Source organism: Deltaproteobacteria bacterium (assembly GCA_016183235.1).
Taxonomy (GTDB): domain Bacteria; phylum UBA10199; class UBA10199; order DSSB01; family JACPFA01; genus JACPFA01.
The window spans coordinates 17,448-44,391 of record JACPFA010000027.1; the positions used below are offsets into that span (position 1 = coordinate 17,448).

General features: G+C 43.9%; 23 protein-coding genes. 18 read left to right on the forward strand and 5 right to left on the reverse strand.

The window, feature by feature from the left end:
• The first annotated feature begins 223 nt into the window (after positions 1-223).
• The 4 genes from ftsY (at position 224) to HYU97_06820 (ending at position 4,214) form a co-directional block, all read left to right on the forward strand.
• Positions 224-1,198 (forward strand): signal recognition particle-docking protein FtsY, encoded by a 975-nt coding sequence (ftsY, locus tag HYU97_06805; GenBank protein ID MBI2336456.1) that lies wholly within the window; start codon positions 224-226, stop codon positions 1,196-1,198.
• Between the two features lie 129 nt (positions 1,199-1,327).
• Positions 1,328-2,965, forward strand: a complete 1,638-nt coding sequence (locus HYU97_06810; protein ID MBI2336457.1) for a Na/Pi cotransporter family protein — start codon at positions 1,328-1,330, stop codon at positions 2,963-2,965.
• A gap of 208 nt (positions 2,966-3,173) precedes the next feature.
• Positions 3,174-3,632: a hypothetical protein gene (locus HYU97_06815; GenBank protein MBI2336458.1), complete on the forward strand. Its 459-nt coding sequence runs from the start codon at positions 3,174-3,176 to the stop codon at positions 3,630-3,632.
• Between the two features lie 183 nt (positions 3,633-3,815).
• Complete coding sequence (locus HYU97_06820) at positions 3,816-4,214, forward strand: hypothetical protein (GenBank protein MBI2336459.1); 399 nt, start codon at positions 3,816-3,818, stop codon at positions 4,212-4,214.
• Positions 4,215-4,400: 186 nt separating this feature from the next.
• Here the strand turns inward: HYU97_06820 and HYU97_06825 are convergent, their stop codons facing one another.
• Together HYU97_06825 and HYU97_06830 are read right to left on the reverse strand one after the other, a co-directional pair.
• Positions 4,401-5,174: a TatD family hydrolase gene (locus tag HYU97_06825; protein ID MBI2336460.1), complete on the reverse strand. Its 774-nt coding sequence runs from the start codon at positions 5,172-5,174 to the stop codon at positions 4,401-4,403.
• Positions 5,175-5,271: 97 nt separating this feature from the next.
• Positions 5,272-5,979 carry a Bax inhibitor-1/YccA family protein gene (locus HYU97_06830; protein ID MBI2336461.1) on the reverse strand — a complete coding sequence of 236 codons (708 nt, stop codon included), beginning with the start codon at positions 5,977-5,979 and terminating at the stop codon, positions 5,272-5,274.
• A gap of 331 nt (positions 5,980-6,310) precedes the next feature.
• On the opposite strand from HYU97_06830, the gene HYU97_06835 reads away from it, so the two are divergent.
• From HYU97_06835 to HYU97_06860, 6 genes are all read left to right on the forward strand, one after another.
• Positions 6,311-7,483, forward strand: coding sequence for a hypothetical protein (locus tag HYU97_06835; GenBank protein MBI2336462.1), 1,173 nt, complete (start codon positions 6,311-6,313; stop codon positions 7,481-7,483).
• Positions 7,484-7,553: 70 nt separating this feature from the next.
• Positions 7,554-9,290, forward strand: a complete 1,737-nt coding sequence (locus HYU97_06840) for an alkaline phosphatase (protein ID MBI2336463.1) — start codon at positions 7,554-7,556, stop codon at positions 9,288-9,290.
• A 159-nt stretch (positions 9,291-9,449) separates the two neighbouring features.
• Positions 9,450-10,913 (forward strand): hypothetical protein, encoded by a 1,464-nt coding sequence (locus HYU97_06845; GenBank protein ID MBI2336464.1) that lies wholly within the window; start codon positions 9,450-9,452, stop codon positions 10,911-10,913.
• Between the two features lie 48 nt (positions 10,914-10,961).
• A complete protein-coding gene (locus HYU97_06850) occupies positions 10,962-11,132 on the forward strand; it encodes a hypothetical protein (GenBank protein ID MBI2336465.1) in 171 nt (56 codons plus the stop codon).
• A gap of 185 nt (positions 11,133-11,317) precedes the next feature.
• Positions 11,318-11,557, forward strand: coding sequence for a hypothetical protein (locus tag HYU97_06855; GenBank protein MBI2336466.1), 240 nt, complete (start codon positions 11,318-11,320; stop codon positions 11,555-11,557).
• Complete coding sequence (locus HYU97_06860; protein MBI2336467.1) at positions 11,557-11,940, forward strand: PIN domain-containing protein; 384 nt, start codon at positions 11,557-11,559, stop codon at positions 11,938-11,940. Before HYU97_06855 ends, HYU97_06860 begins: the two co-directional genes overlap by 1 nt.
• A gap of 109 nt (positions 11,941-12,049) precedes the next feature.
• Here the strand turns inward: HYU97_06860 and HYU97_06865 are convergent, their stop codons facing one another.
• Positions 12,050-12,322, reverse strand: a complete 273-nt coding sequence (locus HYU97_06865) for an HU family DNA-binding protein (protein ID MBI2336468.1) — start codon at positions 12,320-12,322, stop codon at positions 12,050-12,052.
• Between the two features lie 674 nt (positions 12,323-12,996).
• On the opposite strand from HYU97_06865, the gene HYU97_06870 reads away from it, so the two are divergent.
• The 6 genes from HYU97_06870 (at position 12,997) to HYU97_06895 (ending at position 21,837) form a co-directional block, all read left to right on the forward strand.
• On the forward strand, positions 12,997-15,165 hold the full coding sequence (locus HYU97_06870; GenBank protein MBI2336469.1) for a protein kinase: 2,169 nt from the start codon (positions 12,997-12,999) through the stop codon (positions 15,163-15,165).
• Between the two features lie 3 nt (positions 15,166-15,168).
• On the forward strand, positions 15,169-16,908 hold the full coding sequence (locus HYU97_06875) for a sigma 54-interacting transcriptional regulator (GenBank protein MBI2336470.1): 1,740 nt from the start codon (positions 15,169-15,171) through the stop codon (positions 16,906-16,908).
• A 229-nt stretch (positions 16,909-17,137) separates the two neighbouring features.
• Complete coding sequence (locus HYU97_06880; GenBank protein ID MBI2336471.1) at positions 17,138-18,451, forward strand: hypothetical protein; 1,314 nt, start codon at positions 17,138-17,140, stop codon at positions 18,449-18,451.
• Between the two features lie 28 nt (positions 18,452-18,479).
• Positions 18,480-19,610, forward strand: coding sequence for a hypothetical protein (locus HYU97_06885; GenBank protein MBI2336472.1), 1,131 nt, complete (start codon positions 18,480-18,482; stop codon positions 19,608-19,610).
• Positions 19,611-19,956: 346 nt separating this feature from the next.
• Positions 19,957-20,808, forward strand: a complete 852-nt coding sequence (locus tag HYU97_06890) for a 3-keto-5-aminohexanoate cleavage protein (GenBank protein MBI2336473.1) — start codon at positions 19,957-19,959, stop codon at positions 20,806-20,808.
• A gap of 105 nt (positions 20,809-20,913) precedes the next feature.
• The gene (locus HYU97_06895) at positions 20,914-21,837 is read left to right on the forward strand and encodes a hypothetical protein (GenBank protein ID MBI2336474.1); all 924 of its coding nucleotides are present in this window, start codon (positions 20,914-20,916) and stop codon (positions 21,835-21,837) included.
• A gap of 15 nt (positions 21,838-21,852) precedes the next feature.
• On the opposite strand, the gene HYU97_06900 is transcribed toward HYU97_06895, so the two are convergent.
• On the reverse strand, positions 21,853-23,637 hold the full coding sequence (locus HYU97_06900) for a hypothetical protein (GenBank protein ID MBI2336475.1): 1,785 nt from the start codon (positions 23,635-23,637) through the stop codon (positions 21,853-21,855).
• Positions 23,638-23,701: 64 nt separating this feature from the next.
• Between HYU97_06900 and HYU97_06905 the strand changes: the two genes are divergently transcribed.
• Positions 23,702-24,694 (forward strand): zinc dependent phospholipase C family protein, encoded by a 993-nt coding sequence (locus HYU97_06905; GenBank protein ID MBI2336476.1) that lies wholly within the window; start codon positions 23,702-23,704, stop codon positions 24,692-24,694.
• 14 nt (positions 24,695-24,708) lie between these two features.
• Positions 24,709-25,416 carry a discoidin domain-containing protein gene (locus tag HYU97_06910; GenBank protein MBI2336477.1) on the forward strand — a complete coding sequence of 236 codons (708 nt, stop codon included), beginning with the start codon at positions 24,709-24,711 and terminating at the stop codon, positions 25,414-25,416.
• Positions 25,417-25,578: 162 nt separating this feature from the next.
• Here HYU97_06910 and coaBC read toward each other — a convergent pair whose 3' ends face one another.
• Positions 25,579-26,781, reverse strand: a complete 1,203-nt coding sequence (gene coaBC / locus HYU97_06915; protein ID MBI2336478.1) for a bifunctional phosphopantothenoylcysteine decarboxylase/phosphopantothenate--cysteine ligase CoaBC — start codon at positions 26,779-26,781, stop codon at positions 25,579-25,581.
• Positions 26,782-26,944 lie beyond the last annotated feature (163 nt).

Sequence of the window (26,944 nt, forward strand, 5' to 3'; positions counted from 1 at the left end):
TCTTTTTGAAGTAGGCTCAAAGCAAATTGAGAACCCGCGCCCGGGTGGCCTACTCGGACTAAAAAATTCTTTGTTTTTTCTGAGTTAGAGTACTCCTCTGTCGTCCTCTAACTCAGAAAAACAATAGAATTTTTTAGCCCTCCTACGGCCGCCCTTCTGCGCTACAGGTTCTCAATTTGCTTTGAGCCTACTTCAAAAAGACTTTGAACAAATATTAAACGATATGCTGATTTTAATATTAATAATAATTATTTTGGCTGTTCTTTTAGGCATCGCTGGCCTCTTTTTAATTCCTTATTTTGTTGAGGCCTTTCGTGCTCCGGTTGCTGAAGTTAAAGTTTCGGGGTGGGGGGGGAAGTTAGCTCAATTATTTTCGGGTCAGACTAAAAAAAGGGAAGAGATTCATGCTGAGCTTGAAGCGCTTTTGTTGAGTGCTGATGTGGGGGTGGCGGTTACGCAGCGTGTTCTCACCGCTTTACAAGAACGAAAATTAGAGCCTACCCTTACTAACTATAAAACAGCCCTCAAAGAAATTTTGTTAGAGATTTTGAAAATCCCAGAGAATTTTGTTCAATCTCAAACTGTTAGTACTCAAGTGATATTGGTTGTGGGTGTAAATGGGGTTGGCAAGACAACAACGATCGCTAAGTTAGCCCGTAGTTATCAACAACAAAATAAAAAGGTTTTACTGGTAGCGGCCGATACCTTTCGGGCGGGCGCAACCGACCAACTCAAGGTTTGGGGCGAACGATTATCTTGCCCCGTTGTAAGTCAGCAAGAAGGGGCCGACCCTGGTGCGGTGGCCTTTGATGGGGTCAAGTCAGGCTTGGCAAAAAAGATCGACTTTGTATTGATTGATACGGCGGGGCGCTTGCACAGTAAAATTAATTTGATGGAAGAGTTGAAGAAAGTGAAACGTGTTGTGGGCAAGGCCATGGAAGGTGCTCCTCATGAGATTTATTTGGTGGTTGATGCGACGAGTGGCCAAAACGTTTTACAACAAGCTCGCCTATTTCACGAAGCCATGCAACTTACCGGTGTGATCCTCACCAAATGGGACAGCACCGCCAAAGGTGGGAGCATTTTTTCAGTCACTCAAGAAATCGGGGTTCCGGTTTGCTATTTAGGGGTGGGTGAGAAAATGACCGATCTAATGGAATTCAACCCTCATGACTTCGTCGACAAGCTTTTAAGTTAAAATATCAAGTAATAACATGTAGTTAAAAAACAGATGTCATTCTGAGCCCAGCAGGGGGAAGAATCTTCTATTTTATTTTCTTTTTCTCTTAAGGTCTTATTTTTGTTAAAATAATTAATAAGTTTTTATATGTTTCAATTCCAACATTTCAGCTGGCTATGGTTCTTTGGTAGCCTAGCCCTTTTTTTCTACGGCATTCGACTTTCTCGTTCGGGTTTGCAATTGTGGTTTGGGGATCGGCTCAAACCCCTGATTACCACTTTTACTAAAACCCGTTGGAAGGCCTTTTTTGCGGGCATCTTCATTACCATTGTTTTTCAATCCAGTTCAGCTACAGCCATTACCCTGATTAGCTTTGCGGGTGCTGGGTTAGTGACCGTAACCCAAGCCATGGGGGTGTTACTGGGTGCGGATATTGGTACCACCGTGGTGGTGATCTTACTATCGATTCAGCATATCTCGGAAATGGGTTTGGTGATCTTGATTGTAGGGGTTGCCATCTATCTTTATTCTAAAAGCAAAAAGGCCCATAACTTTGCCACCATCCTTATGGGTTTTGGTTTTATCTTTTTTGGGCTCAAGTTATTGGGCGGGGTAGGGGCGAGCCTTGGCAATACGCATGATCTCATGCAAATTTTTGTATTTTTACAACGCATTCCCTTACTCGCCTTTATCCTTTCGTTGGTAATGACCCCTTTTCTTTCTAGCGCCGGCACTTTGGGAATTGCCTTGGGTTTAAGTTTTTCTGGCCTCATTGGGCTTAATGAAGCCTTTCCGGTTATCTTAGGCGCCAATGTGGGTAGCGCAATTACTCCCTTGTTTTCGAGCTTTTCCGAACGCCAAGAAGGTAGGCGCGTGGCCCTGGCCCATTTTATTTTTAAGGCGATCGGGGCTTTGGCGTTGCTGCCTTTTTATCAAAATATCGTGGCCGCCATTATCGGGTTAAGTGGGCTTATGGGAGTCTATTTTCAAATGCCCAGTCACCAAATTGCCTTGGCCCATTTGCTTTTTAACCTGGCCCTTTCCATCTTTTTTCTTCCATTTATTGCTTTGGGGGCAAAACTAGTGCGTTGGCTTTTGCCAGATAAGGGTTGGGAAGAAGAATCCAAATATGGCCCCAAATATTTGAACCCCGATCATTTGCAAAACCCTTTGCTCGCCTTTGCCAATGCCAGGCGGGAAATTTTGCGGTTGTGCGATTTAACTTATGAAATCTTTCGGGATTGTATTCAAGCTTTTCACCGTTTTGACCCTGATTTAATCAGTGGTTTAGAATCTAAAGAAGATTTAGCCAATGTCATTGATCGTGAATTGAGGATTTATCTTACCAATGTATCTGCCGATCAATTAACTCAAGAACAGGCCGGCGAATCGATCAAGCTGATTAATACTTCTAATGCTCTAGAAGAAATTGGTGATACGGTCATTCAAAATATTTTGGATCTTTCAGGAAAGAAGTTAAATTTGGGCAAGAATTTTTCAGAAGAGGGGTGGCAAGAATTAATGGATTATCATACCCAAATTTTACAATTATTCGAAATGGCCATTTCGGTTTTAACTTTACCCAATGAAGAATTGTCTAGAAAGATCATTCACAAAGCTAAGCACTTGCGGGTCTATGAAGATGAATTACGCGAAAAACATTTGGAAAGGGTGAAATGTCGGATCGAAGAGACGGTTTCGACCAGCGCTCTGCATTTAGATGCCTTGTCTTCGATGAAGCGGGTGGTGAAAAACATTGAGAAGGTGGTACAGATTCAGTTATGAAAAGATGTCATTGCGAGCGGTGTCATCCTCGCGAAGGCGGGGATCCATGATGGAGAAGCAATCTTCCATTTCATCTGCCAAATAGGGTCACGTCTTTTCGAATCCGGCTTAAGGCTCTCTCAACCACAGCAAAGTGGTTTCGAGTAGCCTCTTCCGGCTTCGAAAAGACTTTTTACAAATATTAAAGAAGGATATAAGGTTCAAGAATATGAAAAAAATTTATTTAATAGCTTTAGCCTTCATTTTTTTAGTGGCTTGTGAAACGACCCAAAAGCGGATCGAAAAAAATCTTGATTACTTCATGACCCTTCCTAAAGATGCCCAACAAAAAATTCAGGCAGGGGAGATTGGTTTGGGGTTCACGCCTAAAATGGTTTATTTGGCTTGGGGTAAAGCTGCTGATCAAACTCACATGGTTGACAACAATGGCAACTACGAAACCTGGATTTACACCCGCACCGAAACCGAGACACACTATCGTACGGTGCCTTTTTATGATGACACTGACAAAAAATGGAAGACCAAAGAAGAGTCTTATTATATCCATCACACTTATGCGTCAAAGTTCGTTGCCTTTCAAAACGACCAAGTCGTGCGCTTTGGCACCTATCCTAAAGGCACGGTCTACACAGGCCCCGGCGACTACCTCAATCCGTTCCATTATTAAAATGGAATGTCATTCCGAGTCCAGCAGGGCTTATTGTCATTGCGAGCGAGCCCCGTTGGCGAGCGTGGCAATCTCCAACATTTTAAAATTGAAGATTGCTTCGCCCGTTGGGCTCGCAATGACAGAAGCCCTCCGGATTATTAGCTCATTTACAAAAGTACTATTTTATAGTACTTTTTAACAATGCAACTTTCGGCCGATAAAGTTAAAAAGCTTTGTAAAAAACGAGGAATAACCGTTACGGCCTTATTGCGGCAAGCCAAGGTGAGCAAAACGGCCTATTATTCGTTGTTACGAAAGGATTGTTTGTTACCTAAAAGCTTATTGTCGTTGGCTCGAAGTTTAAGAGTTAAACCGGCAGCTTTTTTGCAAGATTCTGATCAAGAGTTAAATAGGGTTAATCGGCTTAGATTTCAATTACAACAAATAATGCAAAAATATCCTAAGGCCAATCCCGAAAATGTTTGGCATACCTTACTATTGTTAGAACTTAAACCACTTGAAAGATTGAAACGAGGGTTACTTCGTGGGAAGGAATTATCAAAAGCAAGAAGGCAACGGGAAGGCAAAAAGATAAAATAACGTTGCCAATATTATGGTCATTTAATTTTTTGATAGTATATTTTCTGTCATCCCCGCGAAGGCGGGGATCCAGTTTTGTAAGTAGGGTTAAGCGCTGGATCCCCGCCTTCGCGGGGATGACAGCCTATTTAAAAGTTAAAACACTATAGAAGACGCATGGTTAGTCATTAAAAAGAAGGGGGAGTCCTAAATTTTCAACAATTGTTTAGCATTGGCGGTGGTGGTGTGGGCAACTTCTTCAAAAGAGATTTTGCGAAGTTCAGCTATTTTTTCGGCGACAAATTTTACATAGGCGGGTTCGTTGGGTTTGCCGCGATAGGGAACGGGGGCAAGATAGGGGCTGTCGGTTTCAATGAGGATGCGATTCAGGGGTAGTTGAGTGGCCGCTTCTTGCACGCTTTGAGCCTTTTTAAAAGTGACAATGCCGCTAAACGAAATATAAAAATTAAGCTCGAGCATTTTTTTAGCAAAGGGATAATCGGAACTAAAGCAATGAATAATGCCCCCAACTTCGCTGGCCTTTTCTTCCGCCATAATTTTTAGCAGGGCAGCATCGCAATTGCGGCTGTGGATCGAAAGTGGTTTTTTTACTTTTTGCGCCAGGGCGATAAATTGCCGAAAGGCCGATTCTTGTGAGGCATGGTCGCTATGATTGTAGTGAAAATCTAAGCCCACTTCGCCAATGGCCACAACCTTGGGGTGAGAACTTAGTTTTTCAATATCTTGCAAAACTTGAGCGTTGACCTGATTGGCTTCGTGGGGGTGAACCCCTAATGTGGTAAAGACATTGGGAAAGGAGTCGGCGAGGGTTGTGGCATGTGCATAGCTCTTGGTGCCATCACCTGAGCCGATGTGGATGATGGTGGCAACACCGGCAGCTTTGGCACGGTCAATAAGACCGGCTATGTCTTGCGGCGAATTATTATTAAAGTCGAGATGAGCGTGAGTGTCGATGAGCATGTAAGTTGTCATATATGGATCCCGGGTCAAGCCCGGGATGACGTCGTGCCTCGTCATCCCGGGCTTGACCCGGGATCCATCATGGTTAAGAAGTCTCTTACTTACGATTACCGAGTAATCGCAACAGATGTAAAAAGATGTTAATGAAATCTAAATACAAGGTCAACGCGCCAAAAATCGTGACTTTCATCAGTGATTCGCTTTCTTCGTCACCTGCGGTTAGGGCAATGCGTTTTAATTTTTGTGTGTCATAGGCAGTGAGCCCTAAGAAAATAAACACGGCAAGAAAAGAAATCAAATAGGCCATGGGCTCGCTATGAAAAAATAAATTAACAATGCTGGCGAGAATAATCCCCCATAAACCCATAATCATAAAATTACCTATCGAGGTTAAATCGCGTTTAGTAATGAAACCATAAACGCTCATGCCACCAAACATCCCCGCTGAGATGATGAAGGTTTGAGAAATGGAGGTCATGGTGTAGGCCAAAAAGATAACCGACAGGGTGAGGCCGTTGAGCACCGAATAAACAATAAAGCACCCGGCAATCACCATGGCACTTAAGCGCCCTGATAGGGCCGACATACCAAACACCAAAGCCAGTTCAGCAATAATAAGGCCATAAAAAATCGGCGGGTTGAACACAATGACTCGAAGTAGTTCTTGCGAAGAAGCCACTTGCCAGGCGATAAAGGCGGTTAATAAAAGCCCCGCCGCCATCCAGCCGTACACCCGTTGCATAAAGCGACTAACGACTTGAGCTTCGGTAAAAGCAGGTAGAACCCCAGAACGTGTTTCATACATAATCAAGACCCTTTCAAGTTTAAGATTAACAAAGTAACAACGAATTTATACCCAACTTAGGTTTTCAACAATCAAAATTTCCTTGCTCATTCAATGTTGTAGATATGAAGGGCTTGTTGAAAAATGTATTTTCCGTCATCCCTGCGGAGGCAGGGATCCAGTGATTTCAGGCAGTTCTGGATTCCCGCCTTCGCGGGAATGACATTTTTCAACATACCATTGAGATGATATAAGTCATCAGAAAGTCACAAAGAATTTACGCACCTTTTTTGGCTAAGCCCAGATAATCCAAGCACAAATTCAGATATTTATCTTATTTTGAGGGCTGCTTATGAAAAGCTCAATAAAAGCTTGGATATTCGTGTGGTTGCTCGTGATGCCTTTTAATGGGGTGATGGCCCAAGGCAAAGGGAAAAAAGAAGAACCAGCTAAACCCGAAGTCAAGGAGAGTTGGACCGATAAGTTTGAATCGGGCTACGATAAAGGTTTTTACATCAAAACCAAAAATGAAAAGTTTAAACTCAACATCACAAGTTATGCGCAGTTCATGTACGAGTTTCATAAATTTGATGACCCGGCAGACGATGACACCAATACGTTTCGGGTGCGTCGGGCTCGGTTGGTCTTTGCTGGGAATATTTTTACCAAAAAGTTGGGCTATAAATTTCAGTTAGACCTTACCAAACCGACTTTACTAGACGCCTTTTATGAATATAAGGCGTTTGGTGATGCCTTGGTCATTCGAATTGGGCAATACACGATCCCCATGAATCGCCAGCAGCTCACTAGTAGTAGCAAACAACAGTTTAACGATCGTTCGCTGGCTTCATCTGAGTTTATCCCCGGTGTTGAAATAGACTCTAATAAAGATGGAACGGTTGAAAAAACTGTGAAAGATGGCCGTGATATTGGGCTTATGGTGCATGGTAAGGTATTAAAGAAAAAATTAGATTATCAAGTGGCGGCGATGAATGCGGCTGGAATGAATACCACCAATGTGAATAACGAGTTTTTATATGCCGCGCGGGCTTCTTATAATATTTTGGGCGACTATGGTTATTCTGAATCCGATATTGAGCGGAGCGATGATCCGTCGGTATTTGTAGGCGGTCACGGGATTTATAACGTGGCCGAAGTGACCCAAAACAAAATATTGCAAGGTGGCTTTGAATCAGGAATGAAATGGAAGGGGTTATCTTTGCAAGGCGAATTTATGGTTCGCGATACCAACAAAATGACCGCTGCGGATAAAAGGGATTATGGTTATTACGCTCAAGCCGGTTACTTTCTTATCCCTAAAAAGTTTGAAGTGGCAGCTCGGGCCTCCCAAATATTTTTTGAAGGTCCCCGCAATGATAAGGCCGAATTTAGCTTAGGGCTTAATTATTTCATTTTTAAACAAAACGTAAAATTGCAGAGTGATTATTCCTGGCTGCCTGATAATACGGCTACCGGGGTTGAAAACAATCATCGCGTGCGGTTGAAATTACAAACAGCTTTTTAATCAACAAAATTCTGGCTTTTCTTTAAGGGTTTAGTATAACCCAGCCCATCTTGCCCAAAAGGAGAGTTTTATGAAAAAAGCCCCGAGCTTGGTTATTGCACTCGTTGCAATCCTCACTCTTATTATGAATTTAGGCTGTGAAAAACCCCCGCCGCTTAAAGATGTTAAAGTTATTGTCCCTCAAACAGAAACTGAAACCAAGCCCACGACAGAAGCCCCTCAAAAAGTAAAAAATGTCATTTTTATGATTGGCGATGGCATGGGAGTGGGGCAAGTTTCTCAAGCTGTACTTTACCGACAGATCCGTAACCCCAATGGGGCTAAACTCAATTTAGAAAAATTATTGGCTGGCCACAGTGGTTTGATGACAACCTATAGTTATACTGATGTTGTAGTTGATTCGGCCAGTGCTGCAACCTCGATGGCTTGTGGTATTAAAACCATCTCTGAGGTCATTGGCATGGATCCACAAGGTTATCCTTGTGAAACCGTTTTAGAAAAGGCTACCAAGTTGGGCAAGGCAACCGGTTTGGTTTCTAACACCCGTTTATCACATGCAACGCCAGGGGCCTTTGCCTCCCATCGCATTTCACGGAGTGAAGAGGCCAATATCGCCGATGACCATATTGAAAAGCACAATGTTGATCTTTTCCTCGATGGTGGGCTTTCTTTCCTGATCCCCCAATACAAAGACCCTGCAACTAAAACCCCGATGAAACTGAGTGATATCCCGGAATGCGCGGGGGTTGACAGTTCCATTGATGGTAAGAGTAAACGCGAAGATCAAAAAAATCTCATCGATGTGGCAAAACAAAAGGGTTATCAGTTTGTTTGCACTCGCCAACAACTCGATGCCTTAACCCTCGATGCCAATTCAAAGGTTTTAGGAGTTTTTACCAACTCCACTTTTCCTATGATTCAAGAGCGACGGCAGTTGGCAAGTGTTCCTTCAGTGGCCCATATGACCGAAAAGGCCTTAGAGTTGCTCAGTAAAAAACCAGAAGGTTTTTTCTTAATGGTAGAAGGTGGCCTCATTGATTATGCGGGTCATGACAATGATCCTGGGACTTTATTGCAAGAAACCCTAGATTTTGATGAAGCCCTAGGGGTTGCAATTAAGTTTGTTGAAACCCATCCCGACACCCTGCTTTTGGTGACGGCTGATCACGAAACGGGTGGTTTTGGATTTAGCTATGCCAAGAAAGATAAAGTCGAAACATCGTTACCTTCCGGGCTTATCCATCCCGAAAAATATGATTTTGCTAACCATGCAAAATTTGATTTGCTCATGAAACAAAATAAATCTTTTCGAGCTTTGGTAGAATCGCCGGTTAAAAAACTTTATCCCAAAGATCCAAAAGTCGATAAACCGATTACGATGATCGAAGCCGCTAAAATGCTAGCCGAAGATATCACTAAAAATACGGCTTACGTGTTGTCAGATGCTGAACTTCAAAAAGCCTTAACCCGCAAGCCAGGGGCGAAGGATTTTGAAACTTGTGATTTTGCCGAATTTTATCCCTATGAGTCGGTGCATTCCGATGCCCTAGGTCGGGCAGTGGCCAAGCAAAGCAACGCAGTTTGGGCCACGGGCACTCATACCGCCAGCCCGGTTTTGGTGTTTGCTATGGGCCCAGAAAAATATGCGAGTGTAGTGCGAGGCATGATCGACAATACCGACATTGCTCATATTATCAATGCGGCTTTTAATGGGGTCGATTATCAGCCCAAAAAATTGGTTTTAAAAGGGCAGGGTGTTCCTGAAAGCTCACCCACCGAAACCAAGCCCAGTGTTCCGCTACAATAAATTGACACATGTGGATTTTGTATTGAAATTTTTCACTTGAGGGGTGGAATACCCTCATCGTGGCTTAGCTTTTCCTCATAACATTTTGAAATCTATCTAATTTTGAATTGGCATGAGTTTTGCTTATTTCCTCATTGTCATTTTTATCAGGAGATGAGCATGGCAAATCCAGTTGACAGAGTTACGATAGGAGAATTCACCTTCATTGATAATTCAAGCACAAACGGTGATTTGAAACCAGATGGACTTGTTGATTTTATCCAGGTTGGAAAGGGAAGAAAACAAAGCCCCGCAGACCTACGAACGAATTTACGTCCTGTTTATCAGTTTTTGCAAGCCGAGGGATTCAGTATCCAGGGAGGTAGGCGCCTTCATCCAACCAAGACGGCTGATTTGCGTGTTGCAGATGGGCTGCTTAAGAAGAGGGCTGAACTTTTAGCGCCGGGCATTTCAGATGATCGTGTCAAAGCCATCATAGGTGAATTTCGCAAGTCAAAGAAAGATGGGGTGATAACCGATCGATTTACTGAACGAACTAAAGAACAAATCGTTCAAAAGATGCCTAAAGAAGCAAGAGAGACCTATATTCGAGAACAAAAAACGGCCCTTGCTATTCAAACCTTGAAATCTATTGCGAAGGTTTTTGTCCAAAGCGATTTAACTCCTCAAGCTCGTAAGGAGGCACAACAAGCTTTGGTACAGGTGGATGATTTTATCAACCAAGAAAGATTGGTTTTGCCTGAAGCAGTGGCTCAATTACATGTTGCTTTAGTTGGTGAATATTTGTCTGGTTATAAGCCAGCATCTAGCCGGCCTAAACAAGTAGTTCCCCGAGAGCCTAGGCCGGAATCTGCTCCCATGAGCTTTCAATATGATCGTTATGTGGCCGTTGATTCTGGCAAGGGCAAACAAGGTTTTGATGGTGTGCCCGATGCGGCTCATATTCTACGAGGGAAGGGGAAGATTCGACCAACGCAGCTATCAGCGGTCAAAAGATTCTTGGCCTCCAAGGGAATTAAGATCCTAAAAGAAGATATGGTTTCTTATGCCAGGGCTCGTGAAGCCTACCAACTGAGAATCAAGATCGATGAAGCCGTCAAGGCGGGAGATTATTTTGGGGTCAAAGATGCTGTTGCGCAGCTAGAAAGTGCTTATGCCGATATTGCCAGTGACAAATCAGTAGCCAAAAAGGAAAGATGGGCCCTTCAACAATTGCATCGCGCATCCTCAAAAGTATTGGTGGATCGTTTTGCTCGACACCTTGAAAAGATGGTGAAGTCTGGTGATCCTACTCGGTTAGACGAAGAGATTCGACACTTTCGTGCCTTTGCGAAAGCCCTTCCCTCATCGGTTCAAGCTCAAGTTGAGCAATCTCTTTCTGAAGTGGTGCAAAAGGTTGGAAAAAAGTGCTTAGGCTATGCCTTAAATAAAGTGTCAGATGAGGTGTATGCCAATCCGAGCAATGTAGAGAAAGCAAGAAAGGGATTAGCCGAAGTTAAGAAATTTGCTAGGTCCTATCCTACTGCCTCGAATCGAGTTCTCAATGGCTGGGCCAAACGTTTGGAAGACAAACTACCGATTACACCAGGCCAAAAACCGGGAGGCGAGATTGCAAGAGGCTAGTTTAGATAAGCGAAGCAACTTTTTAGCAAAGGGGCTGATAATTTAATTATGGTGCCATTATTTAAAATTACCCGATTCTTGTTTCTAGCCATGGCTGTGTATTTTCTGCCTTTTTTGCTACAAACCGATTTTAGCCAAACGCTGGCGAAAAATTTAAAGGCCAGAATTATTTCTCCCCAACCGCAAATCGCCTGGCCCCATCTATTTTCCAGCAGATAGCCCCCTCCTTTAAGCCAGGGGGACCTCTAAAAACGACCCATCTGCCGCGTTGCCCGCAAAGCCGCGATCCTCACGTATTTTCATATACGCTCCGGTCGCGTCTTTGCGGGCGCCTTGCATCTGGGCCCTTTTTAGAGGTCCCCCCCCAGTTGACTTTTATGCCATATATATGGCATATTTACTTCATGCAGAAGACAACTATTTATTTAGATGAAAGAGAGTTAAAACAACTCAAAATCCTTGCAGCTGAACATATAGAAGGCAGCGTGGCAAAACTCATTCGTAAGGCGGTGCGTCGGTTTGTTTCTGACATTTCTCATCAACGAGAATTGAAATTCCTTAAGAAAATACTTCAAAGCCCCCCCCGAAAAACTTCTTTTCGTGATGGGGTCCGTTATCAACGCTCGTTGCGCCGGGAATGGTGATGGTATCCTATTTATTAGATACTAATATCCTCATTGATCTTTGTGGGGGAAAACGAGGCAAATCATTTTTCCAAAAAATTTTAAAAGGTGAAGAAGCTCGAATAGCTACAAGTATCTTGTGCATTGCTGAATTCATGGCGGGGGCAGGCAGGTTCGAAGAGAAATTCCTGCGCCATTGGATTGATTCAGGAGAATTAGAAATTGTTTATTTTGATCAGCTAGAAGATGCTTATTTGGCTGCTAAACTGAGAAAAGAAAATCATCTAACTTTACCCGATGCATTGATTCTTAGCTGTGCGATAAGAGAAAAGATGCATTTGCTGACCTATGATGCAGACCTGCTTAGAAATGCTAGGCATTTTATTTCGACAAGTTCTCCCTAGAAAATAAAGATCAATTTTGTGCACAACTAAAAAAGCCACAAACGAATGAACATCTTTTTTAAAAGACGTTCATCACGTTTGTGGCTCCATTTATTTTTCTAATCTCAATTTATCTTACTGCTGATTTCAGCAATTTCCCTGGTTTAAATTTGGGAACATTAGCTGATTTAATATTGATAGGAGCGCCGGTTTGTGGGTTGCGCCCTTGACGTGCCTTTCGTTTGGTCACGAGAAAGGTGCCAAATCCAGTCAGTGTGATCTTATCTTTTCGCTTCAAACATTTGGTAACATTCTTGGCGATTGAATTGATGGCTTTCTCCGCGGCAGCCTTGGAGATCTTGGTATCGGCAGCAACCTGGGAAATAAGTTCTGCTTTAGTCATAAGGTTATCCTCCTCAATTTAATTTAATTATTTGGACGCATTAACAAGTGAACGGGAAAAGCATACTCTATGCGCTCTAGGTGTCAAATAAAAACTGACGTCATTCTGAGTAATGTCATCCCCGCGAAGCATGCCCTCGACCACGATCGGGGGGTGGGGACCCATGATGCTAAAGAATCTTCCATTTCATCTGCAAATCGAGCCACGTCTTGGCGAATCCGGCTTAAGGCTCCCTCAACCCCAAGCAAAGGGGTTTCGGGTAGCCTCTTCCCGCTTCGCCAAGACTTTCCTCAAATATTTCCAGAATTGACGTAATGCCTCAGTTTTAGGGGTTTAGCTTTCCGAAACCCTGACTTGTGGAAAACAAGGTCCAGTGGACCTTGGCAAACACAAGTCAGCATAAGCATCTTACCGAGCTTGCTGCGCGAGAGCGACGAGTCATGAGCGTTAAAAAAATGTATGGTTTGTAGGAGTTAGGGTATGACCAGAGGGAATACACTAACTCCTAAACAAACCAACATTTTTTTGACGCGAATACGAGGAGTCCTTCGCCAAGCCTCAGGATAAACTCCGCGCGGGTTGAGGAAAGTTAAACCCCTAAAACTGGGGCATTACGGATTGGCTAAATTGCTAGTTGACCAAAACCCCTAAACCTGTAAAAATGTGTAATTAGTATGGACAAAGGGAACATTGATGGGCGTTACCGATGTATAAAAAAGCTCGCTGCTGGCGAATTGGCGGAGGTTTACTTAGTTGAAACCTCCGATGAAGCAACCCCACCAAGGTCTTTGGCACTCAAATGGATGAAGGGAAGGGCTGCGAGTAACTCCCATAAACGAGAGATGTTTTTAAGCGAACCCAAGATTTTAAAAGAGTTAAAACACCCGTGTATTTTGCGCCTCATTGCGGAAGGGCAGTGGGAAAAACGCCCTTATTTTGTGACCGAATGGGTGGAGGGCACCGATATTCGCAAGGCAAGCTTGGGTGCCAACCTCAACAAATTGCATTACCTTTTTTTGCAACTTCTGGATGTGCTGCATTACCTTCATGGCCAACATGTCTGGCATTTAGATCTTAAACCCGAGAACATCTTAATTTCCACCACGGGCCGGCCACGGGTTGTGTTGATCGATTTTTCCTTAGCCGGTTGGTTTGCCGACCATGAATCATCGCTTGGGCTGGTGGGCACCATCCCCTATGCGGCGCCAGAATTGGCCGAAGGCGTTCCCCCCAGTGTGCAAGCCGATCTTTATTCTTTAGGGGTGGTTCTTTATGAATTGGTTACCGGGCGCCTACCTTTTGTGGGCGAAGATTTAGGCAGAGTTTTGACTGAACAATTGCAAGGGCGTTTTCAGGCCGTGTGGGGGGAAGGTGAAACGGTGTGGCATGGTTTGGCGAATGTGATTGTCTCGATGTTGCAGCGTGACCCCAATGCACGACCCCAATCGGTATTGGAAATTATTCAACAGATCAATGCCAGCGAAAATGAGAATTACCAACTTCCTTTTGTCGAACTCTATGATGAAGTTTTGCAAAAAAGAATGGAACCTGCTGATTTTGAGCCCTTTACCGGGGATTGGAAGCAGGCAACCCAGCGACTTTTTGATTACTATAAAGAACGGGATTTTAAAAAGGCCTTTGCTTGGATCAAGAGTTTCTGGAAAAAACAATACTTTGCCGAGGCGCCTGCCGCATTTTTTCTAGAATGGGCTCGCCTCTTAGTTGACGCCAATCAATTAGAAGAATCTCAAACACTGCTAACGCTCGTTCAAACCCGAAAACAAATGGACACCTTTGAGCAGGGGCTTTTTTATGAAGTGAAGGTTAAGCGAGCTTGGACCGAACACTCGGTTAAAGAATTTTATGAGAATTTTGAAAAATCTTGGTCGTATTATGAAAAATCAAATTATACCTCAGGCACAATTCGGCTTTATATCTTTCGTGCCATGATGGAAATCCGTTTCAATCAACTCGAAGAGGCAAGTCGAGATTTAGGCGAGGCCATGGTATTGGCAGAGCAGGGCGGGCATAAATTCTATTATGTGTTGGCAAGGTCCCACATGGGCGACCTGGTTTACCTGCGCGGCGATTGGAGCCAGGCTGATGAACTTTATGAAATCGTCATCGATGATTATCGACGTTTAAAATATCCTTTGGGGCAAGCCTCGGGGCTACTCGATCGCTCCTTGGTGCAATTGAATTTAGGTAAATTAGTAGAAGCCAGGCGTTGTGCCTTAGAGGCTTATAAAATTGCCATGGAAAGGGGTTACACGCTGGTTTTGGGAAAGAGTTTATTCAACCTAGCGAGAATTGAAATTAGCCTGGGGGATCGCAGGGGTCAAATGGATTACCTCAATGAAGCCGTTAAATTATTTGAGGAGAAACAATTAAAATTTCCACTCATGGAAGCCTTGGTATCAAGGGCCTATGCTTTAAAAGCGGCGGGGGCAACGAATAAGACTTTAGAAGATTTAAATCGAGTGTTAGTAGAAGCCAAAGAAAATAATCCAGTGTCTTATTACCTTGCCTTATGGCTTAAAGCCACCATGATGGCTGAAAAGCTGATCCCTGAAACTGGTGCCCCTGATCAACTCATCTTAGAAGTGGTTGATTATTTCAAAAAGATCGAATCCAGCAAAATTTTATGGGAGGCTTATTCCGACTTAGGTCATTATTATTTAACGCAAGACTATCCTGAAAAGGCAAAATATTATTTAAATTTAGCTAAACAAACGGTCGACGAATATTTAGAATCACTGCCCAATGCCTTTAAGTTAAGTTTTTTGCGAGATCGCAAACATTTAGAAATCCAAAATGCCTTAAACCAATTGAAGAGGGAGTAAGTCATGACTCAAAGTCCATTAAAAGTAGAAGACCTGCGCAAGATCTTAGATATTAACCAAAAATTGCTGAATACCTTCCAGTTAGAACGGTTTTTCAACCAATTGGTGGATGAGGCCATTCAGTTGATTGGAGCCGAACGGGGCTTTTTGATTCTTCTGCAAGAGGGTGGCAAGATAGTCAGAACCTCGCGCAATTTAGATCGCGAAGATTTAAAAAAATCAGCCCAAAAGTTTAGTAACACGATTGTCGATCATACCCTTTCCAAGGGAGAAATCATTTTAACCACCGATGCGGGAACGGAGCCTTCTTTAAAATCAGCAGCCAGTGTGCATGGCATGAAACTAAAATCGGTCATTTCCATGCCCATGCAATTAGGGCATCAAATTATCGGCGTGCTCTACCTTGATAATCGCCTTACCCGTGGTGCCTTTGGGGAGCGAGAACGCGAGCTCATTTTTTTACTGGCTAATCAAGCGGTGTTGGCCCTGAATTTAAATCGTTTGCTCGATGAAAATAAAGCTCGTGAGCGTGAACTCAAACAACAAAATCAATATATCGAACGGTTAAACCACGAATTGCAAAAGCAAATGAGTAGTCAAGCCAATGAGCTGCGCAGTGTGAAAGATTTATTGGAAGTTGAAAGCGTGGGTAATCGGCAGAAATATAAATACGAAAATATTGTGGGCAATTCACCCCTGATGAAAGATGTTTTTAAAGTCATGGATCGCATCATGGATTCGGATGTGACGGTTTATATCCATGGTGAATCGGGGACAGGGAAAGAGTTGATCGCGCGGGCGTTGCATTACAATGGGCCTAGAAAAGAAAAACCCTTTGTAACCGTCAATTGTTCAGCCTTTTCAGAAACTCTTTTAGAATCAGAATTGTTCGGCCATATGCGAGGTTCGTTTACAGGGGCTGAACAAAGCAAGAAGGGGCTATTCGAATATGCCGATGGTGGCACCATCTTTTTAGACGAAATTGGTGATATGAGTGTGACCATGCAGGCCAAACTTTTGCGGGTTTTGCAAGAAGGTGAAATTCGACCCGTAGGTTCCAACCAAGTGGTGAAAGTCAATGTGCGCATCATCTCGGCTTCTAATAAAGACTTGCAAGAATTAATTAAGAAAGGTGAATTTCGCAAAGATCTTTTTTATCGGCTCAATGTTGTGCGCATAAGTTTGCCCCCCTTGCGAGAACGCCGCGAAGATATCCCAGCACTCGTGCGACATTTTATGAAAAGCAACCGAATGGCCATTCCAGAATCGTTGGTATTTATTGACGACGAAGCCTTAAATATTTTTGTAGATTACGATTGGCCCGGCAACATTCGTGAATTAGAAAATGAAGTCAATCGGTCTTTGCTTTTAGGCAAAGGAAAGGTTTTGTCTACAACCATTTCGCCAACCTTAAGAGATCGTTCGTCACCTTTAAGCAAAGAGTTAGAAGATTGGAACTTGAGTAAAAAAATTGAAGGCATGGAACGGGTGATGATTGAGCGGGCCCTGCGTTATACCAAGGGCAATAAAGTTGAGGCCGCGGCCTTGCTGGGTATCAGCCGAGGTAATTTTTATCAGAAGATCTACCAATATGGCATCGAGACCCAAGGCCTGTCGCTGACTCCAGAGGTTATTAAAGAGGCCCTCAAAGAAGCCGGCGGCAATAAAGCCATGGCTGCACGAAAGTTGGGAATTGGGAGGAAAACCCTTTATAATTATTTAGAGAGGATGAAGATTGAGTAGGAGATTGCTTCGCGGACGCTCGCAATGACAGAACTGGAGTGTCATTGCAGTCCACGTCATCCCGGTCTACCACGCCACGTCATCCCGGGCTTGACCCGGGATCCATGATGGCGAAGCAGTCTCAAACAATTTTAGCACCTTTAATAGATATAGCTTCGATAAGAATTTTAAGGTACACTAAAAATCTAAAGTTTACCGTGACTTATCCGGGGGGATGAGGGTAGTTTAAGTGCTTAAAATCATTAAATATTATTTATTATTGGTCTTTTCGATCAGTCTACTTGGCTGTATGTCGGGGCAAGGTCCAGGCACTGCTGGTGGCGACCCAGGTACGGGTGATGGTACCAGTGTAACCGGTGGTGGAGGCCCTGCAGGGGGTCCAGCCGGAGGCCCAGCAGGTGGGCCCACAGGGGCAGGCCCTGGCCCTGGTAACACGGGTGGTACGGAGGGTGGTGCGACGGGTTTATTAGGGGGTGGTGGTAATAATGCCGGTGGGGATGGGCAAACCCCTTTAGGCAGCATGCCCTGCGGTGCCAATTGTCCGAGTGATCTACCTTCGGTCAAGGTTAGTCCACAAAGCCGTTTTGAGATGCGAGAAGATCCGCGCAAATACCTTTTAGATTTTTCAGCTATCATTCCAGATCCTGAGCATCCAACGCGATGCGAACAACGACTGCTTGAAATGAACCCTGGAATGAACGAAATTCCACTAGTTATCACCACAGCCGATTGGATTGAAAATGGGTATCTATTTCATATCCATACTTTCTTTTGTTTTAGTGTAAATTATCGTTCAACCTTCTATTACTATGATGCTGATTCACATACTTGTTTGTTAGGTACGAGCCGCGGGGTCTTTCCCCCTTTAGCTGAGAATGGTTGTACTTATTATCATGATTTAGGGAATGTTGAATTACAGCCTGCAGATGAATCCCATTGTATCAATCGTTTTGCCAATGCCGATCTTTCCGATAGACCTCGGGATTATCGCGTGAATAGCGAATATTGTCAGCGACAAAGAGAACCTATTCCAACACTTCCTAGTTGTTTTGGTATGCCACGGCTTGGAGTAGGCATGGAACCCCAACGTTGCGTGAATAGGGATGATCGTGTTGGTCGGGGTGGTTTGAGCCCTTCCTGTCCAGACAACTTTCAAGAACACCTAGAATGGGTTCAGGCAGTCAACGAAGGTGCAGTGAAAAACCGGGCTGACATGCGAGAAATTGTTGTTGAATGGTTATTAAGAGAAACTGAAACGACCCTTGAGAGTTATAGGAATTTAGAAAATGATCAGGATCCTGTTCGTCGAATTGGATTTATCTTGATGCAGGAGCGCCTTGAAGATCTGTCTGCAGAAATTCAGAAAATTATTGATGATCCATGTCCTTCTTGGGGGCCTTACCTCACTTTAGTACAGTGGAGAGAATTTAAAGATCTTCAAGAATCTATTCAAAGGGCCACGGCACCCGTAATTCGAGACCCTATCCGAGACGATATTCCAAACGTGCCAAGTGGCAATATTCCCAATTTCCGCCCTCGCTAGCCAGGTTAGAATAAAATTGTGGTGGGGTATGGTCTTTCGTTGTAAAAAAATCTTTCTAACAATTCTGGTGGGATGCGTTTTCTTCGCTTGTTCATCTGAGCAAGGGCCAGGGACTACGGGTAGTGAGCCAAATAGTGGCAATACCGGTGGTACAGGTAATACGGGTGGTACTGCACTAGGCCCTGTCGGTTTAGTGGGTTCAGGGGGCAATCAAGCCGGTGGTGGTGATGGGACCTTGCCGATTAATCGGCCCAGTGAGTCCTCCGGGCCAACAAGAGTTCCCGCTATTTTCTATATCAGCCCCATTTATGGTGAGGGAGAAAGCGTTGTATGTAAGAATTATAGAATTCAAGCCTATGGGGGGATTTTAGGTGATGCTTCGGGTTATTTTCCCCCCACGGGTGATCTTCGGGTGAGCAATCTTTCCATGCGTGGTTGTCAAATTCGTTTTGAGGTTTCTCATCAAGTCGGAGAAATTTCTTTTCTTAGAATTCCTGATTATCTCCCTGATCCTAACGTGACATTAGAAACCTATGTCAAAATTCAAGTGGTGCAATTAACCGAAGAAGGCAAACCGATTTTTGAGGGAGAAAAAGAATATCATTTGAGAGGGCCTTATCCTCGTGATCCCAATTCAGGGGCTATTATTTGGACAGAAGATTTGGGAGAAATACCCATGGTGCCGCTGGGGCGCAGGTTACCCAAGGGTTGGGTGGTGATTAACCCTGCCAATGATCGTATTCAACCGAGTGATCGTTTAAATTTTGGGACTCCGATTGGTTTAATGCCGGGTGTGAATTTAGATCATTCCAACGAAAATCCACCTGAAGTTGAACATATCCCTGTTTGTTTTGACCCTGCTCGTTATCGAGTGGCTCCGAGTCATAGAATTCCATGTCGTGTTGCTAAGACCTGTCCGGTTGGTTTTGAACAAAAATTGGCCGACGTTCAACAAATCAACACAGGGCAAGCGGATTTTCACGAAGCCGATAAACGAGAATTACTCGATTGGCTCATGGAGGCTTATCCTGATGCTAGAACTTCCAACAACCAGCGTGCACTTTTAGAAATTGAAATAACCAAGATTGTTGAAAATCCCTGTCCATGGTTGCCAGCCATTACGGTTGAAGATTGGCGGGAATTTAAATCAATGTTATAAATGGGCCACCCCCCAATGTCATTGCGAGCGAGCCCCATTGGCGAGCGTGGCAATCTTCCATTTTATTCTTCAATTCATCTGCAAATAGAGTCACGTCTTGCCGAATCCGGCAGAGGTTCCCTCAACCCTTAAGCATTGGGGTTTCGGGTAACCTCTTCCCGCTTCGTCAAGACTTCTCTTCAAATATAGTGATCCCCTGAATCTTCCCCATAAAAATTCTTACTGATTCCTATAGGTCCTTTCGGTTACAATAGCTACTATGGGCACCTCTAATAACTTGGATTTGGGGGGACCTCTAAAAAGGGCCCAGATGCAAGGCGCCCGCAAAGACGCGACCGGAGCGTATATGGAAATACGTGAGGATCGTGGCTTTGCGGGCAACGCCGCAGATGGGTCGTTTTTAGAGGTCCCCTTAGTGGGGGCTGAACTCACTCGTGAGCACACGCCTTATTTGCCTTTAACCCCTGAAGAGATTGCTCAAAGCGGCATTGCAGCCGTGGCGGCGGGGGCTTCTTTATTACACCTTCACGTCCGTGATGCTCAAGGCAAGCCGACGCTTGATTCTCAAGTGATCAGTCGAGTCATGGAACTCATTCGAAAGGATTGCCCTGAGGTTATTTTGCAAGTTTCTACGGGTGGTGCGGTGGGTGATCCTTATGAAACAAGAATGGGCGTGTTGGTGTGTAAGCCTGAGATGGCTTCTCTTACCACAGGCACAACTAATTTTGGTGACGAGGTTTTTTTAAATCCACGCCCCTTTGTTGAAAAATTAGCTGGGTTGATGCGAGATAAAAATATTAAACCCGAGCTAGAAATTTTTGATTTAAGCATGATGGAAGAGGGTTTAAGACTCATTGAAAAAGATTGGGTAAAAGAACCAGCTCATTTCCAATTTGTCTTAGGAGTGCCTGGTGCCCTCCAGGCTGCGTCAGAAAATTTAAATTTATTGTTATCCCGATTACCTAAAAAAGCTACCTGGAGTGTAGCCGCGGTGGGGCGCCATCAATTTCCCATGGTAGAGCTTGCGATTCAAAAAGGGGGCCACGTGCGAGTGGGAATGGAGGATAATATTTATTTGGAAAAAGGAGTGCTTGCTAAGAGTAATGCGGAATTGGTAGAAAAAGCCGCCATGATCATTAAACAGCAAGGTTTTGTTGTTGCTAAACCTGATCAAGCAAGGGAGATTCTGTCATTGTAGGGTTGCTGTCATTGCGAGCTGCTTCTGTCATCCCCCGGCTTGACCGGGGGACCCATGATACCGAGCGTGGCAATCTCGTCTTTTTATGATAAGGTCAACAAAAATATGTCTGGAATTGGAATTGTCTTAAATCCTTATTCTAAATTGCATCGTAAAGACCCCGATAAAATGACTCGCATGAGTTACATTGTGGGGGATAAAGGCTCCTGTAAACAAACCTTAGATCTACAAGATTTGCGGCGAGTGGCTGAAGAATTTAAAACTCGTGATATCGATATTTTGGCGATAGCTGGCGGCGATGGCACGATCCATGTAGCTTTGACAGCCTTTATTAATGTTTATGGTGAAAAACCTCTGCCTAAAATTGCACTTCTCCGGGGCGGAACCATGAACACCATTTCCAATGGGATTAACAATCGAGGTTCCCCCGAAAAACTTTTGAGCAACCTCATTCATCAATACCATGAAGATGTTGCCTTTGAAGAAATACAAATTGATTTAATGAAAGTTAATGACGAATACGGGTTTCTCTTTGGTTGCGGAATGGTTTATCGATTTTTGGAACTCTACTATAAAGGCACGACTCCATCTCCCAAAAAGGCGGCATTATTATTAGCCCGCACCGCGGCCTCTTCTCTACTCAATGGGCGTTTTGCCTGCGAGTTGTTTAAACGTTTTGATGTTGAAGTAACGGTAGATGGCAAAAAATGGGCTTTTAAAAATTATGTGACCCTAATGGCAGGTTCAGTTCCTAGTTTGGGTTTTGGTACCAAGGTTTTTTACAAGGCCATGCAACCGCGCATTTTTCATGGCATGGGGTTTTCGATGACTCCACGTACCATGGTGTGTGAATTACCCAAACTAGCTTTTGGTAAACCCTCCCATCATCCTGATCTTCTCGACGATGCCTTTCAAGAGATGGTTTTGGAATTTGGCGAACCTACCCCCTATTATCTTGATGGGGACATGTTAGAAGAAACAAAAATAGTTCGTATTTCTTTGGGGCCGCGGATTACGATCGTAAAATAGATGTCATTGCGAGCATCAGCGAAGCAATCTTTCATTCTTAAGATCTAATTGGGCCATCACCTTTTGCATATCTTCCCAAACCGGTTTTTTCATGGCGGGGTTTCGCAACAAAAAAGAAGGATGATAGGTTGCAAGCAGATGAATGCTTCCCGCAGGAATGTTAGTTTTATACCGCTGCTGATAGACTGCATTTGGCCATGGGTGAAAACTTCCACGGAGCATGCTAATTTTTGTGTCCGTAGCCAATAAGGTTTGTGCGGCAAAAGTGCCGAGGCAAACGATAACCTTCGGGCGAATGATTTCAATTTGATGATTTAAAAAGGGAGAACAGGTTTCGATTTCAATGGGTTCGGGGTTTCGATTATGGGGTGGGCGGCAATTATGTACAACCCCTGCTACAGTCACAAAATTGTGAGTTTCCTCGACATCGATACAATAAAAAGTTTTGTCGGTACTTCTGTGGTCAATTTGGCTAACTTCCACTTCATCATAAAGAGTTTCACGATCAAGTTGGGTAAACAAATGTTCATCATAAGGGATGTGTGACTCCACTTCCGGATGTAACTTATATCTCATAGAAGGACAGACATAGGGAGCTATCATTTTTGAGAACTTTTTTGTTTCATCAACATCAAAGAAAATACATCCTCTCCGCTCGTATCCTTCGATTCCTAAGTTTTTTAAACCAGTCAAAAGAATTTCAATATCACCAGCCGAAAAAGCGCAAGTTGCTATTTCTGCACTTGGTTGTCTCGGTGGCCGAATTCGCATATAGCCATCGTCCATAAACCAAAATGCGACCATCATCGGATTAAGATCCTTAGACAAATAAGAAGGGACTTTTTTCTTTGGGTCATAAAAATCATTTTGGATTGTTCTCAAACTTCGATGGGCAAGTGTATGACACTGGATTACGGGATAGAGCTGATCAGAACCTGCAGCAACTTTGAGCTCATTGGTTGTACAACCCAACTCCCTTGCCAATAAACTAGCCTTAAATCGAGCATAGGCTTCTTGCCGCAAAGAGTGGGAAAAGGAAAAATAAGAATTGTAAGATGGAATATGACTGTCTCCCAACAAGGAACCATAAATCATGTTACGCAGTGTGGGTGATAAACCTTGGCCTGTTGCAATCCGATCAGATTTTTTCAATTCCTGTACAGCAATGTGCCCTCTCTCTGTTAAAACTGGGTGATCTCCTGTTAGATAGATTGCACTTTTAAAAGGGCCTGCATTTTTTGATGATTTATAACTAAGCTTATAAACGGATCGACCTGCAAGGGGTGAGGCATGCCATCCTATTACCCTCTTTGGTACCAATTGTCCCTGCTGGTTCACAGACATCACGGTACCATTGTATTTTTGTTTTACAAGTCGTCCGATGCGTTCCCAAGAGCCATCTCCCAATTGTACCATGGCATTATACTTTAAACATTTAACGACATTCCCAATGTAAACATTTTTTCGTTCTAGTCCCATGGCCTGAATGATTTTAGTGAGCAATTGGCCAGATCGCCCAACAAAGGGCAGGCCTTGGTGGTCTTCTTCTTCACCTGGGCCTTCTCCCACAAACATTAATTCGGCATGAGGATTTCCGTCACCGAAAACCAAGTTTGTCCTTTTGATATGCAGCGGGCAGCGGGTACAGTTTCCAATGTGTTTTTTTAAAGCTTCAAGGTCAAAGACTTCTGTTTTTTGTGGAGCTTGGTTAGTGGGCTCAAACTTGGGCAGATAAGCGTTGGGGACTTCTTCTTCCCCTGCTAATTTAAGGGCTTGCAGATAACTTTGAAATCGATTCATAATAACACAAATATGTCATTGCGAGCATGTCATTACCCGACTTGATCGGGTAACCCATGATAGCGTGGCAATCCGACACGAAGTGTCGTCCCGAGCCTTTGCGAGGGATCTCTTGCTTAAAAAAATTAATCCTATGATTTGGTTAACCCTAACTGTTTTTCTTGTCAATTTTCTAATCCCCGACACAGCTTATGCTTGGGGGCCGGGGGCCCATATCGATTACGCCCTCAATAGCCTAACCCACCTAGCAACGCTAGCGCCCTTTGTAAAAAAGCTGCTGGCTAAGTACCCCAAAGATTTTCTTTATGGCAACATTGCAGCCGATATTATTTTAGGTAAAAAATTTGCGGGCGAGCTTTACCATTGCCATAGTTGGGAAGTGGCAAGGCCTATTTTAGATAAGGCCGTCCATGATAACCAGCGTGCTTTTGTGTTGGGTTATCTTTCTCATCTATCAGTCGATATTATTTCTCATAATTATTTTGTGCCTTATAAAATGATTCGTAGTTATGAAACATTAACGTTACGCCATACCTATTGGGAGATGCGTTACGATATTAAAATGAATCCTAGGGCGTGGGATATTTTGGAAGAATTGGCCGAAGATAAATTTTTAGAGCATGATAAATTATTGGCCTCAACCCTCAAGCGGGCACTCTTTTCTTTTAAGACCACCAAGCGAATTTTTAACAGCCTCATGATGCTGCAACGCATGAAACGGTGGCGGCGGGCTGCCCAGATTTTGGCTTCTAACAGCCAATATGTTTTGACAGACCTTGATGTGAAAGAATACAAGCGGCTTTGCCACGAATCGATGTTAGATTTCTTGTGCCATCCTGATGCTGCCCAGTGCTTTGCCGTAGATCCTTCAGGGAAACTTAAACTCCTTTATGCTAAAGAGACGATTAAAAATCTTCGCCATTTCATGAAAAATAAGTTAATGAGTCGTGAACAGGCAGCACAGTTTATTCAATTGGTGAAAAAGAAGCTAAAGCAAGGCATTTACCAACCGGTGGAATTGCCAGAGGTGCATTTATTTCTAGAGAGAGGCCAATAATCAAAGGAGGGGCCATGTCAAAAATGACGTCACGCCGTCATGCCGGACGAGCCTGCCCCGGCCCACGAGCCGGGGATCCGGCGTCTATTCGTTCATTTCGAACGAAGAGAGGAATTTTTGGCTTTTTGTTGTTGATGCTATTTTTAACTTCTTGTGGGAGGGTGATTGATCTACTCAAACCTAAAGAAGAAGCCGCTGGTCCGCTGGTTCCGCAATCAACCGTTTCACCATCACTCCCCAGCAACCCATCTATTCCAGATGCAACCATCAAAAACGCAGCCGAAGTAAAATTAAGAATCATAAATTATCCCCGTGAATATGGTTATTATGGAAAAGACTATTGGGGCCCAAGTTTATTAACCGATGGCATTATTACCGACCATGCCTACTCCAGCGCCAGTGGAGAAAAGTTTCCGATGCGCTTTGTCTTTGAATTGGCGGCTGGGCAATCTAAATTAACCCAAATTGGTATTTCTAATTACTGCCAGGGTTGGGACGATAGTCATGCTAAGACGGTTGAAATTTATCTAAGCGACGATATTGATCCTAATAAAACCGAGGCTTACCAAAAAGTTAAAGCCGTTATCTTAGCTCACCAAAAAGAAATCCAAAATTTTGATATTGAACCTACCTATGCAAGATATTTGGCCTTAAATATCACCGAAAATTACGGTGGGTCGTGGGCTATTTTGAACGAAGTCAAAGCTTGGGGAAGTAACTAACATGTCACATATGGATCCCGGGTCAAGCCCGGGATGACGCAATGCCGTCATGCCGGACCTGATCCGGCATCCATTCATCCATTCTGAACCATGTCATCCCTGCCCCTGCCTACGCAGGGGTAAACTCCGGCGGGGACCCATGATGATAAAGAATCTTCCATTTCATCTGAAAAATTTATTTGAGATCTCTTTTAGTATTTTACGAGCCAATTGTTCTTTGCTTTGGCGAGGAAATTTAACCGTTTTCCCATCAGCAAAGATCAGCGTGGCTTGATTTTCATGGCTAGCAAAGGCGGGGTTCGATTGAGAAATAGGGTTTGCCACAATGGCATCGAGGTTTTTCTTTTTTAATTTTTCTTTAGCATAAGCCAACATATTTTCAGTTTCAGCCGCAAAACCAACCATGCGTTGATGCTTTTTAATTTTGCTTAAAAGTTCAAGAATGTCTGGGGTACGCACTAATTCTAACATTAAAGCATCTTTGTCTTTTTTAATTTTATTTTTCCCCTTATTTTTTGCTTGGTAATCACCAACCGCAGCGGTGGCGATAAATAAGTCACAAGCCGGGAAATGTTTTTTACAAATTTCTAACATTTCTTTAGCATTTTCTACTCGTAGGGTGTCGATGCCTGCAGGCGTTGGTAACATTGTCGGCCCCGATACCAAAATGACACTGGCACCTAGGCTTTTAGCGGCTTCGGCCAAAGCATAACCCATACGGCCTGAACTTGGATTAGAAATAAAACGGACGGGGTCAAGATATTCACGGGTAGGCCCCGCGTTGATCAAAACTTTTTTGTCAGCGAGTTGATTGCTAACCCCAAAAAAACCAAAAACCCGTTGCAAAATCTCCGTAGGTTCAGCCAAACGCCCTTCACCTTCCCAACCACAGGCCAAATCACCCACGCCGGGCTCAATAATAGTAGCGCCTTTTTTCTTAAGCGATTGTAAATGACTTTTGGTTTGAGGATGATTCCACATGTTGACATTCATGGCCGGTGCAATGAGTAGGGGGGCATGGGTTGCTACTAGAATTGTAGAAAGTAAATCGTCAGCAATGCCCAAATTGGCCTTGGCCAAGGTATTGGCAGTGGCAGGGGCTAGCAAGATGAGATCGCCTGAGTCTGCTAAGGTAATGTGGCTAATGTGCGATTCTTCGGTTAAATTAAAAAGGTCGGTATGAACGGTGTTGCCCGACAGGGTTTGAAAGGTTAGGGGGCTTACAAAGGCTTGGGCTGCCTTCGTCATAACAACGTGCACACAGGCCCCGGCCACTTTAAGCCGGCGCACCACTTCACAGACTTTATAAATAGCAATCCCCCCTGAGATGCCGACAACAATGGTCTTTCCGGAAAGTTGGCCCATCAACTCATCTTAGCGTCGAAAGCCGCTACCCGTCAAGGAATGCCAGCACTTTTACAAATCGTCACATCTAAAAAGCGAACGAGGCGACTTTGCAGTTGAGTTAGCTTTTTCGACCCGGCGCTCCATCGCCGACCCTAATGGGATTAGCGGGCACGGAAGCCTT

What these genes read in the sequence shown, in the direction of transcription:
- HYU97_06895 (MBI2336474.1), top strand. Translation starts at nt 20,914, where the DNA reads ATGTCTGGAATTGGAATTGTCTTAAATCCTTATTCTAAATTGCATCGT.
- HYU97_06845 (MBI2336464.1), top strand. Translation starts at nt 9,450, where the DNA reads ATGGCAAATCCAGTTGACAGAGTTACGATAGGAGAATTCACCTTCATT.
- HYU97_06825 (MBI2336460.1), bottom strand. Translation starts at nt 5,174, where the DNA reads ATGCTCATCGACACTCACGCTCATCTCGACTTTAATAATAATTCGCCG.
- HYU97_06910 (MBI2336477.1), top strand. Translation starts at nt 24,709, where the DNA reads ATGTCAAAAATGACGTCACGCCGTCATGCCGGACGAGCCTGCCCCGGC.
- HYU97_06850 (MBI2336465.1), top strand. Translation starts at nt 10,962, where the DNA reads ATGGTGCCATTATTTAAAATTACCCGATTCTTGTTTCTAGCCATGGCT.
- HYU97_06900 (MBI2336475.1), bottom strand. Translation starts at nt 23,637, where the DNA reads ATGAATCGATTTCAAAGTTATCTGCAAGCCCTTAAATTAGCAGGGGAA.
- HYU97_06890 (MBI2336473.1), top strand. Translation starts at nt 19,957, where the DNA reads ATGGAAATACGTGAGGATCGTGGCTTTGCGGGCAACGCCGCAGATGGG.
- HYU97_06830 (MBI2336461.1), bottom strand. Translation starts at nt 5,979, where the DNA reads ATGTATGAAACACGTTCTGGGGTTCTACCTGCTTTTACCGAAGCTCAA.
- HYU97_06885 (MBI2336472.1), top strand. Translation starts at nt 18,480, where the DNA reads ATGGTCTTTCGTTGTAAAAAAATCTTTCTAACAATTCTGGTGGGATGC.
- HYU97_06810 (MBI2336457.1), top strand. Translation starts at nt 1,328, where the DNA reads ATGTTTCAATTCCAACATTTCAGCTGGCTATGGTTCTTTGGTAGCCTA.
- ftsY (MBI2336456.1), top strand. Translation starts at nt 224, where the DNA reads ATGCTGATTTTAATATTAATAATAATTATTTTGGCTGTTCTTTTAGGC.
- HYU97_06835 (MBI2336462.1), top strand. Translation starts at nt 6,311, where the DNA reads ATGAAAAGCTCAATAAAAGCTTGGATATTCGTGTGGTTGCTCGTGATG.
- HYU97_06840 (MBI2336463.1), top strand. Translation starts at nt 7,554, where the DNA reads ATGAAAAAAGCCCCGAGCTTGGTTATTGCACTCGTTGCAATCCTCACT.
- HYU97_06875 (MBI2336470.1), top strand. Translation starts at nt 15,169, where the DNA reads ATGACTCAAAGTCCATTAAAAGTAGAAGACCTGCGCAAGATCTTAGAT.
- HYU97_06855 (MBI2336466.1), top strand. Translation starts at nt 11,318, where the DNA reads ATGCAGAAGACAACTATTTATTTAGATGAAAGAGAGTTAAAACAACTC.
- HYU97_06820 (MBI2336459.1), top strand. Translation starts at nt 3,816, where the DNA reads ATGCAACTTTCGGCCGATAAAGTTAAAAAGCTTTGTAAAAAACGAGGA.
- HYU97_06870 (MBI2336469.1), top strand. Translation starts at nt 12,997, where the DNA reads ATGGACAAAGGGAACATTGATGGGCGTTACCGATGTATAAAAAAGCTC.
- HYU97_06860 (MBI2336467.1), top strand. Translation starts at nt 11,557, where the DNA reads ATGGTATCCTATTTATTAGATACTAATATCCTCATTGATCTTTGTGGG.
- HYU97_06865 (MBI2336468.1), bottom strand. Translation starts at nt 12,322, where the DNA reads ATGACTAAAGCAGAACTTATTTCCCAGGTTGCTGCCGATACCAAGATC.
- coaBC (MBI2336478.1), bottom strand. Translation starts at nt 26,781, where the DNA reads ATGGGCCAACTTTCCGGAAAGACCATTGTTGTCGGCATCTCAGGGGGG.
- HYU97_06815 (MBI2336458.1), top strand. Translation starts at nt 3,174, where the DNA reads ATGAAAAAAATTTATTTAATAGCTTTAGCCTTCATTTTTTTAGTGGCT.